The 14,890-nt window shown below is 41.1% G+C and carries 14 protein-coding genes and 1 other annotated feature; of the genes, 6 read left to right on the top strand and 8 right to left on the bottom strand.

From position 1 onward, the window contains the following. Window positions 1-26: 26 nt before the first annotated feature. Complete coding sequence (locus tag A6M13_RS13085) at window positions 27-1,235, top strand: glycine C-acetyltransferase (RefSeq protein WP_425393924.1); 1,209 nt, start codon at window positions 27-29, stop codon at window positions 1,233-1,235. Window positions 1,236-1,284: 49 nt separating this feature from the next. Here A6M13_RS13085 and A6M13_RS13080 read toward each other — a convergent pair whose 3' ends face one another. Further along, on the bottom strand, window positions 1,285-1,980 hold the full coding sequence (locus A6M13_RS13080; RefSeq protein ID WP_066547201.1) for a M50 family metallopeptidase: 696 nt from the start codon (window positions 1,978-1,980) through the stop codon (window positions 1,285-1,287). Window positions 1,981-2,110: 130 nt separating this feature from the next. Between A6M13_RS13080 and A6M13_RS13075 the strand changes: the two genes are divergently transcribed. After that, window positions 2,111-3,061: a bile acid:sodium symporter family protein gene (locus A6M13_RS13075; protein ID WP_066547198.1), complete on the top strand. Its 951-nt coding sequence runs from the start codon at window positions 2,111-2,113 to the stop codon at window positions 3,059-3,061. 16 nt (window positions 3,062-3,077) lie between these two features. On the opposite strand, the gene A6M13_RS13070 is transcribed toward A6M13_RS13075, so the two are convergent. Next, window positions 3,078-4,244 (bottom strand): pyridoxal phosphate-dependent aminotransferase, encoded by a 1,167-nt coding sequence (locus A6M13_RS13070; protein WP_066547195.1) that lies wholly within the window; start codon window positions 4,242-4,244, stop codon window positions 3,078-3,080. An 84-nt stretch (window positions 4,245-4,328) separates the two neighbouring features. On the opposite strand from A6M13_RS13070, the gene A6M13_RS13065 reads away from it, so the two are divergent. The 4 genes from A6M13_RS13065 to A6M13_RS13050 all read left to right on the top strand — a co-directional run bounded on the left by A6M13_RS13065 (window position 4,329) and on the right by A6M13_RS13050 (window position 8,997). Continuing rightward, window positions 4,329-5,123, top strand: coding sequence for a carbon-nitrogen family hydrolase (locus A6M13_RS13065; protein WP_066547192.1), 795 nt, complete (start codon window positions 4,329-4,331; stop codon window positions 5,121-5,123). Window positions 5,124-5,189: 66 nt separating this feature from the next. Then, a complete protein-coding gene (locus A6M13_RS13060) occupies window positions 5,190-6,248 on the top strand; it encodes a 3'-5' exonuclease (RefSeq protein WP_066547189.1) in 1,059 nt (352 codons plus the stop codon). Between the two features lie 464 nt (window positions 6,249-6,712). Continuing rightward, entirely contained in the window at window positions 6,713-7,672 is a 960-nt protein-coding gene (locus A6M13_RS13055) for an L-threonine 3-dehydrogenase (protein ID WP_066547186.1), read from the top strand. A gap of 185 nt (window positions 7,673-7,857) precedes the next feature. After that, complete coding sequence (locus A6M13_RS13050; RefSeq protein ID WP_066547184.1) at window positions 7,858-8,997, top strand: S-layer homology domain-containing protein; 1,140 nt, start codon at window positions 7,858-7,860, stop codon at window positions 8,995-8,997. A gap of 55 nt (window positions 8,998-9,052) precedes the next feature. Here A6M13_RS13050 and trpA read toward each other — a convergent pair whose 3' ends face one another. Genes trpA through A6M13_RS13020 form a run of 6 tightly spaced genes read right to left on the bottom strand, consistent with a single transcriptional unit; the run spans window position 9,053 to window position 14,597 of the window. Then, a complete protein-coding gene (gene trpA, locus A6M13_RS13045) occupies window positions 9,053-9,838 on the bottom strand; it encodes a tryptophan synthase subunit alpha (protein WP_066547182.1) in 786 nt (261 codons plus the stop codon). Then, window positions 9,838-11,025 (bottom strand): tryptophan synthase subunit beta, encoded by a 1,188-nt coding sequence (trpB, locus tag A6M13_RS13040; RefSeq protein ID WP_066547179.1) that lies wholly within the window; start codon window positions 11,023-11,025, stop codon window positions 9,838-9,840. Before trpB ends, trpA begins: the two co-directional genes overlap by 1 nt. Beyond that, window positions 11,025-11,639: a phosphoribosylanthranilate isomerase gene (locus tag A6M13_RS13035; RefSeq protein ID WP_066547177.1), complete on the bottom strand. Its 615-nt coding sequence runs from the start codon at window positions 11,637-11,639 to the stop codon at window positions 11,025-11,027. Before A6M13_RS13035 ends, trpB begins: the two co-directional genes overlap by 1 nt. After that, complete coding sequence (gene trpC, locus A6M13_RS13030) at window positions 11,636-12,424, bottom strand: indole-3-glycerol phosphate synthase TrpC (protein ID WP_066547174.1); 789 nt, start codon at window positions 12,422-12,424, stop codon at window positions 11,636-11,638. Before trpC ends, A6M13_RS13035 begins: the two co-directional genes overlap by 4 nt. Further along, the gene (gene trpD, locus A6M13_RS13025) at window positions 12,421-13,461 is read right to left on the bottom strand and encodes an anthranilate phosphoribosyltransferase (RefSeq protein ID WP_066547173.1); all 1,041 of its coding nucleotides are present in this window, start codon (window positions 13,459-13,461) and stop codon (window positions 12,421-12,423) included. The genes trpC and trpD overlap by 4 nt, the downstream gene beginning before the upstream one ends. Then, complete coding sequence (locus tag A6M13_RS13020; protein WP_066547170.1) at window positions 13,458-14,597, bottom strand: chorismate-binding protein; 1,140 nt, start codon at window positions 14,595-14,597, stop codon at window positions 13,458-13,460. Before A6M13_RS13020 ends, trpD begins: the two co-directional genes overlap by 4 nt. Before the next feature lie 62 nt (window positions 14,598-14,659). After that, window positions 14,660-14,864 (bottom strand) — a binding site (T-box leader). Window positions 14,865-14,890: the final 26 nt, after the last annotated feature.

Genomic DNA, 14,890 nt, shown 5'->3' with positions numbered 1-14,890 from the left:
TATGCTACAATGAACGTAATTTTACGATGGAAAGGAAGATTTTTGTGTCAAATGTATTAAATAATTTTTTAGATGAAAACTTAGCGGATTTACGTGAGCAAGGTTTATATAACGACATTGACCCAGTTGAAGGTGCAAATGGTCCGACAATTCAAGTGAAGGGGCAGTCATTGGTCAACCTATCTTCTAACAACTATTTAGGCTTAGCGACAAATGATGAGCTGAAAAAAATTGCACAAGCGACAATTGAAACACACGGTGTCGGTGCAGGCGCTGTACGTACAATTAACGGCACACTTGATGTGCATGTAAAGCTTGAAGAAACATTAGCAAAGTTTAAAGGAACAGAAGCGGCAATCAGCTATCAGTCAGGCTTTAACTGTAATATGGCAGCAATTTCAGCAGTGATGGATAAAAACGACGCGATTTTATCTGACCAATTAAACCACGCATCTATTATTGACGGTTGTCGCTTATCAAAAGCAAAAATTATCGCATACAATCACTCAGATATGGATGATTTGCGTGCAAAAGCAAAAGCTGCAACGGAGTCAGGCTTATACAATAAAGTAATGGTGATTACAGACGGCGTATTCTCGATGGATGGGGATATTGCGAAGCTTCCTGAAATCGTAGAAATCGCAAAGGAATTTGATTTAATTACGTATGTAGACGATGCACACGGTTCGGGTGTAACGGGTAAAGGTGCAGGGACAGTGAAGCACTTCGGATTACAAAATGAGATCGATTTCCAAATCGGTACATTATCAAAAGCAATTGGTGTTGTTGGTGGATATGTAGCTGGTAAGAAGAATTTAATCGACTGGTTAAAAGTACGTTCTCGTCCGTTTTTATTCTCAACAGCGTTACCACCAGGTGATGTAGCGGCGATTACACGTGCGGTTGAAATGATTATGGAATCGACGGAGCTACATGATAAGCTATGGGATAACGGCGATTACTTAAAGCGTGGTTTAGCGGAGCTGGGCTTTAATATTGGTGATTCTGAAACGCCAATTACACCATGTATTATCGGTGACGAAAAGTTAACACAGCAATTTTCAAAGCGTTTATTTGAAGAAGGTGTGTATGCGAAATCGATCGTCTTCCCAACCGTGCCTAAAGGAACAGGTCGCGTGCGTAATATGCCAACAGCTGCACATACAAAAGACATGCTGGATGATGCCATTGCTGCGTATGCGAAAGTTGGTCGTGAGCTAGGTATTATTCAATAACGTATAAAAGGCTAGATGAAAGGATGTGACTTTTCATCTAGCCTTTTTTTCACGTCAGTAAAAAATAATATAAAATACATCCACCAACGAGTATATTGTGCAGGAAGAAGACGATGCCCCATACTTGCGCTGGAATACGTGTTTGCATTGCTAAAATTGACGCATCGTGCTGAATTTGTGGTTGCTGAAAGGCGAGTAAAAAAATACGATAGCCACCGTAAAGAGCTGCCACAAATAATAAGGTTACAAGAAAATAGCTTAAATGCCATGTGATAGCAAGAGGGGCTTTCCATGTAATGACACCAACAAGACTAATAAAGCCAATAATCCAAAAGAAGCCGTATACATTGCGAATGAAAATAGCTGAGAAAATGGCGATGACTAAATAGCCGTATAACGGGAATACGGGGTTAATATGTAAAAGCCAAATAAATAAAAATGCGATATAACATGGTAATGTATAGCCTGCAAATGTCGTGAAAAAGCGCCCAATGCGGTTGGAAGAACTACTGACAACACTGCCACTTAAATTGTGATGAAGCGTAATCCGTTTAATTTTCCCAGATGTAATTAGCGCTACAATCGCATGTGAAAATTCATGAACAAGTGTGTAGGGTACTTCAAATAATTGTTTAAAGGCAATAATGAAGCGGTTTCGATAACCGAAATGATGAAAAATATGTTCTAAAAATGTAACGCACAGCGCAATTGCACTATAAATGGCGAACCATTGTAAGCTAAACATAAAATGCCTCCTTGCTAAAATGTAAAACGCACTACATTTATTGTAAGAAAACGAGGACAGACAAACAAGCATTTGTCCGATTTCATAGAGAACGGTGTATAATGAGGGGCAGAAGATGAGGTGACATGCAATGTTAAACAAGTGGAACAAATGGTTACAGCGGATGATGCCAATTTTAACACCATTAAGTTTAGTCATTGGTGTAGTGCTGGAAGAATGGCTTATTCCTTTTTTATTTTTAGTACCGTGGATGTTTGCATTTATGACATTTGCTGGTAGTTTGTCAATGAACTTTGACGGCTTTAAACATTTTAAAAAATATACGACCGTTATTGTCGTAACGATTGCATTTTTACATATTATCATGCCGATTTGGGCGTATATTGTCGCTGAAGTATTGTTTAATGATCCCCTATATACAATTGGTTTTGTGCTGGCAGTAGCTGTACCAACAGGCGTAACGAGCTTTATTTGGGTGAGCGTCACAAAGGGCAATATGGTGCTATGCTTATCGATTATTTTAATTGATACGGTGTTGTCCCCATTCATTATGCCTGCACTTATTCATGTTGTTGCGGGCAATAGTATTGATGTGCAAGTAGGGGCGATGATGAAGGATTTAATGTGGATGATTGTACTGCCGTCTATTTTAGGGGTGTTCGTTCATGAATACGCACATCCTCGTGTGACAGCAACGTTATCGACAACATTTGCGCCGTTTTCAAAAATTAGTTTGTTTTTAATTGTTATGATTAATAGTAGTGCTATTGCGCCTTATGTCGAAACGATTACGTGGGAGCTGATGAAAATTATTGTCGCGGTTTTATTCGTCGCGATTTCTGGTTATTTTTTCTGTTATGTCGTTGGGCGTATGCTGTGGAAAGAGCCAGCAACGGTTATTACATTTGTGTTTACAGGTGGCATGCGTAATATTTCAGCAGGTGTTGTATTAGCAACGACCTATTTTAGTGGCAAAGTCGTAATGCCGGTTGTGTTTGGCATGTTATTTCAACAAATTTTGGCGTCACAATTCCACCGTATTTTAATGAAAAAGTATGTGAAAGAAGCAGAAGGTACGTAACCTTCTGCTTTTTTCTTTAGATAAATAATTGAAGACGTTCAACACGCTGAATAAATTCACGTAAGCGTTCTTCGGAAACGAGTAGTCCGACACGTACATAGCCTTCGCCGTACGTACCGAAGCCATTGCCAGCTGCTACAGCTACGTCGCATGTATCAAGCAATAAATCGGCAAATGCCGCACTTGTATAGCCTTCTGGGACGCGTAGCCATGCAAAGAATGAACCTGCTGGCGCGGTAATATCCCAACCGATACGGTGTGCTTCTTCAACGAGCGCATTACGGCGACTTTCATATAAATCACTCAGTGCATCCATTTGACCGAGATGCTCGGTCAAAGCGGCAACACCCGCATGTTGAATCGCGGGGAAGACGCTACAAAATAAATGGTCTTGTATTAAATTAATCGCCGCAATAATATCTTTATTGCCAACCGCAAAGCCGACACGCCAGCCCGCCATATTAAATGACTTCGATAATGTATACATTTCAATGCCGACATCTTTAGCACCTGGTGTTTGCAAGAAGCTTATTGGTTTTTGTCCATCAAAGCCGATTGCTGCATAGGCAAAATCGTGTGATACCGCAATACCATGCTGTTTGGCAAGTGCAACCGTTTCTGCAAAAAATTCTGGTGTGGCAGTTGCGCCAGTTGGATTGTTTGGATAGTTCATATATAAAAGCTTGGCTTGCTTAAGTGTGTCCTCATCAAGCTGTGAGTAATCTGGTAAAAAGGCATTTTCTGCAGTCAGTGGCATTGTCACCATATTTGCCCCAGCAAGTACAACACCTGATAAATAGTCAGGGTAGCCAGGGTCAGGTAGTAAAATCGTATCGCCCGCATTTAGAAGTGCCATTGGAAGCTCGACTAAGCCAATTTTTGTACCGCCAAGAATCGCAACTTCTGTATCGGGGTCAATATCGACATCATATGTGTTTTTATAAAAATCTGCGGCAGCTTGGCGAAATTCAGGAATGCCACGAAATGGTGAATATTTATGATTTTGTGGTTGAAGTGCAGCTTGCTGTAGTGTTTCAATAATATGTAGTGGTGTTGGTTGGTCAGGGTTCCCTTGACCTAAGTTAATGACATCACGTCCTTCGCTAACCGCTTTATTTACTTTTTGAACAAGCGCGGCGAAAAATTGTTCGGGTAATTGTTGTAGTTTTAATGAAAATTCCATGCGTTTTCCTCGTTTTCCGAATATAATGAAAATAATACAATCAATAATAGTGTTTTTTTGAAAATTTGTCTAGGTGGTGTCGAAATGAAAATTGGATGTATCCAAATGAATATGCGTTTTGGGAAGGTAGAAGAGAACTATGCACATGCAGAGGCGCTTATTCGTGAAGCGGCTGCACAAGGTGCGGAAGTGATTGTATTACCCGAAATGTGGAACTCAGGCTATGCGTTAGAGCAGTTAGATGAGTTAGCAGACGTGCAAGGCGAGCGTACACAAGAACTTTTACAACAACTATCACAGGAGCTGTCGGTGCATATTGTCGGAGGCTCTGTGTCTACAAAGCAACAAGATGGCTTTTACAATACGATGTACACATACAATAATGCAGGGGAAAAAGTAGGCGAATATAGTAAGGTGCATTTATTCCGCTTAATGGACGAGCATTTACATTTACAGGCAGGCAGTGACATGAATCGCTTCCAGCTAGGTGATATTGAAGCAGCTGGTGTTATTTGCTACGATATTCGTTTCCCAGAATGGTTACGTGCTCATGCGTTAGCTGGCGCAAAGGTGCTATTTGTATCTGCGCAGTGGCCAACGCCGCGCATCGACCATTGGAAAACATTATTACAGGCACGTGCGATTGAAAATCAATGCTTCATTATTGCTGTGAATCGTATTGCGAATAAAAAGCAAAACTTCAATGGACAGTCGATGATTATTGAGCCATGGGGCGATATTTTATGGACGGGTAACGATGAAGAAGAGCTTGCCGTTGTTGATATTGATTTATCTGTAGTCGATGAAATTCGTACGCGTATTCCAGTGTATGATGATCGTCGCCCAAATTTATACGATGGTGTGGTTGTAACGAAGTAATTAAAGAAGGGTTTGTCGAAGGCGGTGTTCTATGACAAACTCTTTTTTTTCATAAGGGGGCAATATATGAAAGGCGCAACAATATTTGTTGATTTCGAATTTCAATTAGAGCGGGGAGCACCTTGTAAGCTCATTGAAATTGGAGCCGTTCGTCTATATGACGGGCAGCTTACAACATTTACTTCGCTTATTAAGCAAAAAGGGATTACACAAGAAACGTTAGCATTTACTGGGATTACACGTGAGGAGCTACAAGAAGCACCGTCTTATAAGGATGTGTCACTCGCATTTTTAGCGTTTATTGGGGCAGCACCAACGTTTGTATTTTTCAGTTATCAAGACCGCGAAGTGCTGTATGATAATCGTTTTTTAGAAGCGATATTAGCGGAAAGTCGATTAATAGATTATCAAGAAAAAATGATGGTGCATTTAAATGAAATGCGCATGCCATCATTAAGTGCGCTACTGCAAATGCATCATTTACCACATGAAGTGGCACATCGAGCATTAAGTGACGCGCAAGCTTTATATGAACTATATGAGGTAACAGACGGTGACGCGGTGCTAACGGATGTGGCGACAACGATCATTAGCATTCCATTTGTAAGAAGGCTGCTGAAAAAACAAAGAGATATGGTTGAAGTAACGCTTTACCAATACAATATTCGAACAGGTGAACGGCAAACATATGAATGGAAATTTGAAGTACCACAGCAAGAAATTGATATCGAAGTAGAATTATTAAGTAGCGGTTTACTTAGTAGCTTGCGTACAACGGTAGTGGAGAAGCAATGGGTTTATGGGAAAACAGACGAGAGCACGCAAATACTGGAGGCTATTAATGCGGTTCTTCAGCAAAGCGTTTTATTTGTGCCAAGTCATCGCTGTAGTTTAGTAAATTTATTTTTTGATTATAGTGTTCCAATGACAAAGTGCGAAGTGCTACCATACTTTCAGATGGTAGCAGAGCGTTACACGAAGGAAGATAATGAGCGTGTTTCGAAAACATTAAAGGCTGCACATCAGCAAATTTCGACGCAGTACGTATCCGTATTTGCGTATATAGATGAGCATTTACCGCGTTTTCGGGAGCAATTACATAAGCGAGGCTTACTGGACGGGTAAAAGTATGAAGGACAACCTTTAGGAGAAGTATCTTTAACTAGAAATATGTTGAAACAAATGAAAATGAGCCTGGTACAAAAAAGAAATAGCCTTCAGCAGTTGTCGTTGCTGAAGGACATTTTTTTGCATGTGGTGCTACGCCACATAGCGGACGCGTTTCGCAGGCATTGCTTTTCCTGCTGAAGTCGTGGCTTATGTCTAGACGCATGAACACCGTTTTAGCAGAAGTAGCGTTCTATTTCAGCATACTGTTGTGTTACTTTAAGCATTTTTTTATGTGATAGTATGTTGAAAAAAGGGTATATCAATATAATAGAAAATTCCGTCTATTTAATATTCAGCAAATAGAAGTTGTCTTTTTATAAAGAACATTCTATAATCATACCTATCGAAAACATTGATAAATCAACAATTTATTGTATTTATAGAATGTACAGTTGTATTATTGACGAGGAGGTATAGATATGGAAAAAATTATTGTAACGGGTGCTTTAGGTCAAATTGGTTCAGAATTAGTAGGAAAGCTTCGCACAATTTATGGTGAAGACAATGTGTTAGCAACAGATATTCGTAAAGCTGACGGGGAAGCGGGTCCTTTTGAACTATTAGATGTGACAGATGCACAACGTATGCATGATTTAGCAAAAGATTTTGGTGCAGATACGATGATTCACATGGCAGCCTTATTATCAGCAACAGCGGAAAAAAATCCAGTATTTGCATGGAATTTAAATATGGGTGGCTTAATGAATGCGCTAGAAGTATCACGCGAATTAAACTTACAATTTTTCACACCAAGCTCTATTGGCGCTTTTGGTCCGTCAACGCCAAAAGACAACACACCGCAAGATACATTACAGCGTCCAACGACTATGTATGGTGTGAATAAAGTAGCCGGTGAACTGTTATGTGATTATTATTTTGAACGCTTCGGATTAGATACACGTGGCGTACGTTTCCCAGGGTTAATTTCATATGTTACGCCTCCTGGTGGTGGTACGACTGACTATGCAGTGGACATTTATTACAAGGCAATTACAGATGGGCAATATACCTCATATATCGCAGAGGGTACGTATATGGATATGATGTATATGCCAGATGCCCTACAAGCAATTGTCGATTTAATGGAAGCCGATGGAAGTAAATTGACGCATCGCAATGCATTTAACATTTCTGCGATGAGTTTTGAACCTTCTCAAATCGCAAAAGAAATTCAGAAGCATATTCCAACGTTTACAATGGACTATAATGTAGACCCACTACGTCAAAAAATTGCTGATAGTTGGCCAAATTCTATTGATTCTTCTGCCGCTATTAATGAATGGGGCTTTAGAACTGAGTACGACTTAGAGAAAATGACACAACATATGCTACAGAAATTAACGAAAAAACTGCAGCATAAAGCAATTTCTGGACTATGAATCAATAAAGTATTATAAAAGATAAAAAGTTAAATTAAATAAATAAAAAATAGGTCTTATTGACTTTGAAAGAAAAAAGCTCCGTTCAAAATAACGGGGCTTTTTAATTCTTTTTAATTATTGGGTATTTAAGTCTAGTTTCTTTGATATAATAGGTAAAACAAAAGGAAATGAGGGATGAACGAATGAAGATGTTAAAACGCTTTGGAAAAATCGCTGCGTTAACAGCTATGCTTGCCGCTTTTCCAACGGTTTCATCAGCAGCCTCATTTGTTGATGTATCGGAGAAACATGGTGCTAAGGCAGAAATTGAATTTTTAGCGGAGAAAAAGGTCATTCGAGGCTATGAAGATGGGACATTCAAACCATCAAAACATGTAACAAAAGCACAGGTTGCGACAATGCTTGCGCGTGCACTTCAATTAGATGTGACGACTGCTTCAAACGCACAATTAACAGATGTACCAAAAACACATGGTTCGTACAAAGAAATTTCAGCGATTGTGAATGCTGGCATTATGCCAGGTGGGGAATTTAAGCCGTATTTAGATATTACACGCGGTGAAATGGCTGCAGCGCTTGTAAATGCCTTTAACTTAAAAGGAAACGGTAAAATAACATTCTCAGATGTACCTGCAAATCACCCTGCAGCAAAAGTAATTGATGCACTTGCGACAAATGGTATTACACGTGGTTATGAGGACGGCACATTCGGTCCAGAAAAACCATTACAACGTGCGCACTTCTCAAGCTTTTTAGCGCGTGTGTTAGAGCCAAGTTTTATTAAAACTTCACAAAACTCAACAACAGCTGGGTCGAAAAAGCCAGGAACAGAAACGATTTCCGTAAACATGAATGAAAATTATATTTACACATATTCAACACGTACGTATGTTGGTGCGGATTATTGGCATGAAGAGGAATTACGCTCAACAGGTGAGACGGCAGACGGTTGGGATGAATGGCAGTTAACATCTGAATTGGGTGGTGACTATATGTTCCAAACACGCGATACAGATAGTGCCTATGAGTACACTTTACCAAAAGCAGATTCTGCATTAGGTCACATTTATACAATCCCGTATCCACTGAAAAAAGGTACAACATGGTTAGATGCGACAGGTGAGATTTCATATGAAATTATTGATGTGCGCGAATCACACCGTACGAAAGCAATGACGTTTAAAAACATTTACGTAATTGAAGCAACACAAAACGGTGAATCATCACTAGTATATTATGCAAACGGTTTCGGTGAAATTTTAACGATGTCACCAAACGGAGATGTATTACGCGAATTAATTCGTGTTCACCAAGTGAAATAATGGCGATAAAAAAGAAGTACTAACCGACATATTCAGATGTCAGTTAGTACTTTTTTTATGCGCGTAATGCGCTTTGTTTAGACGCGGCAATCAGTGCTTCAATTGTTGCCCAATCATTTTTCGTTAGTGCGTCGACAATTTTACTGCCGACGATAACACCGCTACCAAGTTGACCGAGCTGTTCTACTTGTGCAGGCGTTGAAATCCCAAAGCCTGCTAAAATCGGTTTTGTTGTATATGTCGCAAGGTTGTTAAAATGCGCTGATAGTTCTTCATGGAATGCTTGTCGTGCACCTGTAATGCCGTTTACTGTTACCGCATACACAAAGCCTTCACTTGCGGCTGTGATTTTAGCAATCCGTTCAGCAGGGCTTGTAAGCGAGACAAGTTGCACTAAATCAATTTCTGCTACACGTAATGCATCATGAATAATGGCACTTTCTTCAAGCGGCATATCTGGTACGATTAAGCCTTCAATGCCTGCTTCTTTTGCTTCAATCGCAAACAGTTCGACACCGAATGCTAAAATAGGATTTAAATATGTCATGGCAACAAGTGGTACAGTAATGTCGTCTCTGAAGGTCTGTAGTTCTTCAAGGACTGTACGTAAGCTTGCGCCTGCTTGTAGGGCACGATAGCCAGCCTCTTCAATCGTCGGACCGTCCGCAACAGGATCGGTAAATGGAATGCCAATTTCAATCGCTGTTACTCCGAGTTTTTGCAATGTTAAAATGGTCGGCTTCAGTGTTTCAAGTCCACCGTCACCTGCCATAATGTAGGGGATAAATGCTTTATCGCCTTGTGCAGTTACATTTTCAATCGCTTGAGTTAAACGGCTCATTATTGTCCCCCTCCTAACGCTTCAATTAATGTGTGGACATCTTTGTCTCCGCGCCCTGATAAACAAACCACTAGCAGTTCATCAGTCGACATTGTTTTAGCAAGCTTTGCTGTATACGCAATGGCATGTGCACTTTCTAATGCGGGTAAAATCCCCTCTGTACGACAAAGTAGTTTAACCCCTTCAAGTGCCTCAGCATCGGAAATATGTGGATACTGGACACGCCCGATATCATGTAAATAGCAGTGTTCTGGTCCAACTCCTGGATAATCCAGTCCAGCTGAAATAGAATGTGCCTCCTGTACAAAGCCATTTTCATCTTGTAATAAATACATAAGCGCACCGTGTAAGACGCCTACTTTGCCATCATGAATGGCTGCTGCGTGCTTTTGCGTATCGACACCACTGCCTGCTGCTTCAATGCCGTACATGCGTACAGCTTCGTCGTCAACAAACGGGTAAAACATGCCGATCGCGTTACTGCCACCACCAACACATGCAACAACAGCGTCTGGTAAGCGCTGTTCTTTTTCAAGAATTTGTGCGCGTGTTTCATCGCCAATAATGCGCTGGAAGTCACGAACGATTTCTGGGAAAGGATGTGGTCCAAGTGCAGAGCCTAAAATATAATGCGTGTCGTCAATATTCGTTACCCAATAGCGCAGTGCTTCGTTAACGGCATCTTTTAATGTAGCAGACCCTTTTTCAACCGGAATGACTTTTGTGCCAAGTAGCTCCATACGGAAGACGTTTAGTTGTTGGCGACGTACATCCTCTGCGCCCATAAATACAACGCATTCTAGATTAAGTAGGGCACAAGCAGTAGCCGTTGCGACACCGTGCTGACCTGCGCCAGTTTCTGCAACAATCTTTTGTTTGCCCATACGTTTTGCAAGCAGTGCCTGTCCAATGGCATTATTAATTTTATGTGCACCGGTATGGTTTAAGTCTTCACGCTTTAAATAAATTTTTGCGCCGCCTAACTCTTTCGTTAAACCTTCTGCGTAGTAAAGTGGTGTTTCACGTCCTACATAATCTTTTAAATAATAGGCAAGTTCTTGCTGGAACGATTCATCTTGTTTCGCATCGTTATAGGCAACTTCAAGCTCCTGTAGTGCCGTCATAAGTGTTTCAGGAACAAACTGTCCACCAAAGCGCCCATAACGTCCTTTTTGTGCTGTCGTCATTATAGATTCTCTCCTTTTGCGGCTTGAAGGAACGCTTCAATTTTCGCATGGTCTTTTACTTTATTCGTTTCGACACCGCTTGATACATCGACACCAAATGGCTGCACGAGTTGAATGGCATCTGCCACATTTTCTGCGTGTAGTCCACCTGCTACGATAACGCGATGTTTCGGAATGCCTGCGTGTTGTAATAGTGACCAATCAAATGTATGTCCACTGCCACCGCGGTAGTCTGTACCAGGTGCGTCAAATAAGTAGTAGTCTACGTCATACGTAGCGGCTTGTTGCACATCTTGTGCTGTCGCAATCGAAAATGCTTTAATGGCAGGTAAGCCGATTGTTTGAATAAATTCAGGTGTTTCGTCACCGTGATATTGAATGTAATCGAGTGGTACAGCTTGTGCGATATGCTGAATGTTTTGTGCCGTTTCATTGACGAACACACCGACTTTTTTGACGGTGCTTGGAATCGCTGCTGCAAGTTGCTGCGCTTGCTCGATTGTTACTTGGCGACTGCTCGGTGCAAATACAAAGCCGATAAAATTTGCACCATGTGTAACGGCTGTCTCAACATGCTCGGCTGTTGTTAAACCACAAATTTTAACGAAGGTCATCGTTTCACCGCCAATAATGGGACTTGTAAGCTTTGTAGCGCAGATTGAACAGAGTCACTACGCATTAATGACTCACCGACAAGTACGGCTTTTGCGCCGGCTTTTGCTACTCGTGCAGCGTCTTCGCTCGTCCAAATGCCACTTTCACTAATAAAAATACGTTCTTCATTGAATGGGAAGTGTGCAGCAATATCCTCGGTATGTGCTAAATCAATCGAGAAGTCGTGTAGATTTCGGTTATTAACACCGATAATTTTTGCGCCAATACGAAGGGCACGGTGTAGCTCATCGACATTATGTGTTTCGACTAAAATATCTAAATCTAAGCTTGTAGCGTAGTCGTGTAGACGCTGTAATGTCATGTCATCGAGCGCTGCCACAATTAACAGAACAACGGATGCGCCTGCTGCTTTTGCATAGTCGATTTGGACTTCATCAATGACGAAATCTTTGCAAAGAAGCGGGATGGATACGGCATTTGCGACATTTTGTAAGTCTTCAAATGAGCCTTTAAAAAAACATTCATCGGTTAATACGGAAATACAAGCAGCGCCGGCTTGCTCATACGCCATACCTTGTGCAACTGGATTTGCACCTTCTGCGATTAAGCCTTTTGATGGTGACGCACGTTTCATTTCGGCAATGACATGCAGACGATTTGTTGTGTTCAGCGTTTCAAATAAAGAGGGGCGTTGTTTGGCATCTGCTACATACGTAGGAGCTTGTTGCTTTAACTGTTCAATTTCCACAGCTTTTTGCGCTAAAATTTTTGTTAAAATTGTCATGAATGAGCACCTTCTCTTTTTAATTTGTCGCTAAAAGCAATCACGGCTTCTAACTTTTGTTTTGCGCGTCCTGATAAAATGCTGTCACGCGCCATTTCGACACCTTCTTTTACGCTACTAGCATGTCCGTAAGCGAAGAAGCCAATGCCGCTATTTAACAGTACTGTATCGAAATATGCAGATTGTTTGCCGTCTAACAGTTCGCGTAAAATAACAGCATTTTCCTGTGCATCGCCACCACGAATTGCCTCTAACGGTGTTTCTCGTAAGCCTGCATCTTCTGCACGTAAAGCAAACGGGATTAAGTCACCATTATCGACTAAGACGAATGTGTTTTGCCCTTCAAGCGAGGCTTCATCCATACCACGTGCACCGGATACAACGACAGCACGTTCACGCCCAAGCATTTGTAAAACGGATGCGTATTCCATCGTAAAGTCCGGACGGTTAATACCAACAAATTGTGTTTTAAGAGGCACTGGGTTTGTCAGTGGACCTACGAGATTGAAAATAGTCGGTTTACCAATAGCGCGTCGTACTTCTCCAATACGTTTTAAACGTGGGTGAACATTTGGTGCGTATAAAAACGCAATGCCTTCTTGTTGTAAAAGTGCTAATGTATCATCAATAGTTGCTAGTGTATGAATACCGAGTGCTTCTAATACGTCCGAGCTCCCTGATTTTGAAGAAATTTTGCGGTTGCCGTGTTTGGCAATCGGAATCCCGCCACCTGCTAATACAAAGGCGGATGTTGTACTAATATTAAAGGTACTTAAGCCGTCGCCACCTGTTCCGCAATTATCAATGTAAATGCCTTCAGGTGCTTGTACATCGAGTGCATATGATTTCATAACAGTTGCAAGTGCTGCAACTTCATGGGCAGTTTCCCCTTTTTGTGATAATGCTACTAAAAATTGTGCCATCTGTTGCTGGTCACTTTGCTCATCAAATAGCAATTGCGCAGCCGCTAGCATATCGTCAAACACTAAATGTTCACCGGCTGTTACGCGCGCTGTAAACTGTTGTAACGTTGTCATACGAAAACCTCCTGTTGTGGTAGAAGTTGTGTAAGGGAAGCACTTGTTGTAACGGTTTGTGCTGTAAATAAAAAGGCTTCCTGTGTCGTTGTGAAATCAAGTTGACCATTAAAGCCAATATAGCCTAATGTAGCATTCCCAAGTGGTGTGTCAGTTGTTTCTGGCACACAAGCTGTTAGTGCGTCAATCGGGTGGAGAACGGGTGATAATGTTGCCTCAATGACGCCGTGTACGTGAATATTTCGACGGCTATGAAGTGCGGCTGTATCTTTTATAATGTCAATCGACCCTGGCGTACTCACATGCTTTAATTGTTCTGCGCGAGCTGTAAGCGCTTCTTGATGTGGCTGCATGATATTTTGTTGTTTACGCAAGTCATTAATGAGTACAGCGTTTTCTTGATAGTGCTTTGATTTTTCGACACTGCCCGAAATAATATGGGCGCGAATATGGTCGGCTTGTACATGAATGAAACTTTCTGGTGCTGTTCCGATACATGTATGGTCTTGAAACTCTACATAGTACATATATGCCTCACCATTTGTTTTACGGAAATGACGATATGCGGAAAATGGATGCCCACTAAATGTTGCTTGTTGCTCATGTTCAGTGTGTAATGTAAAGTCGTCAAAATGTTGTGGTGTACCATGTGCAATTTCATCAGCTAGTGCTACTAAATTTGGTGTGTTTGCTTCTGCATCAATATTTGTATGAATTAATGTTACTGTGTCTGTTAAATGGTCAAACACAATAATCATTTCGTAAATATTAAAATTGACTTGTGGTAATGCATGAGGTCCTTTCGCGCGAATATAGCCAACTGCGCCACCTGAGAACGGGAAGTCTGTGACGTTTGAAATACGTGGCATAAGGCGCTTTAACAGCACATGTAAATGACCTTCATGTGTATATGATTTTTGTGTAGCGGTTACGTATTCTTGTAGAAGCTCCTCTTTGCCAATATACGTTTTACGCGGGTTACAGCCGATAAACGAATATCTACCAGAGCTTTCGTTTTTAGCGGAACTTTCTAGTAGAAATTTGTGACTACCTTGTAGCCGTCTGAAAATTAAAATGGGTGTTAAAGAATCACCATTTAATGTATGAATTGTTGTACGTGATCGTTGTTTTGTCATGACGCTTACTCCTTTATTCGTAATAAGTGCATAAAAAAAGTCCTCTACATGTGAATTCACATGTAGAGGACGATAAGTACCGCGTTGCCACCTCAAATTGAAGCAATAGGGCATTGCTTCCACTTAAAGCCTTGTAACGTAAGGCGTTCGTCTGCGATTAGCAGCTCTCATAAGTCCATTCGTATAAAAGGTACGCTAGTTTGCACCGACCACTAGCTCTCTGCTCGTACCACCATTATAGTACTCTTCTTATGTCATCGATTTCTCAGCTATGCTTACTCGTCTCTGCTCAA

Source organism: Caryophanon tenue, assembly GCF_001700315.1.
Classification (GTDB): domain Bacteria; phylum Bacillota; class Bacilli; order Bacillales_A; family Planococcaceae; genus Caryophanon; species Caryophanon tenue.
Note: the sequence above shows the minus strand (reverse complement) of the source record. Positions and strands in the feature narration are given on the sequence as shown.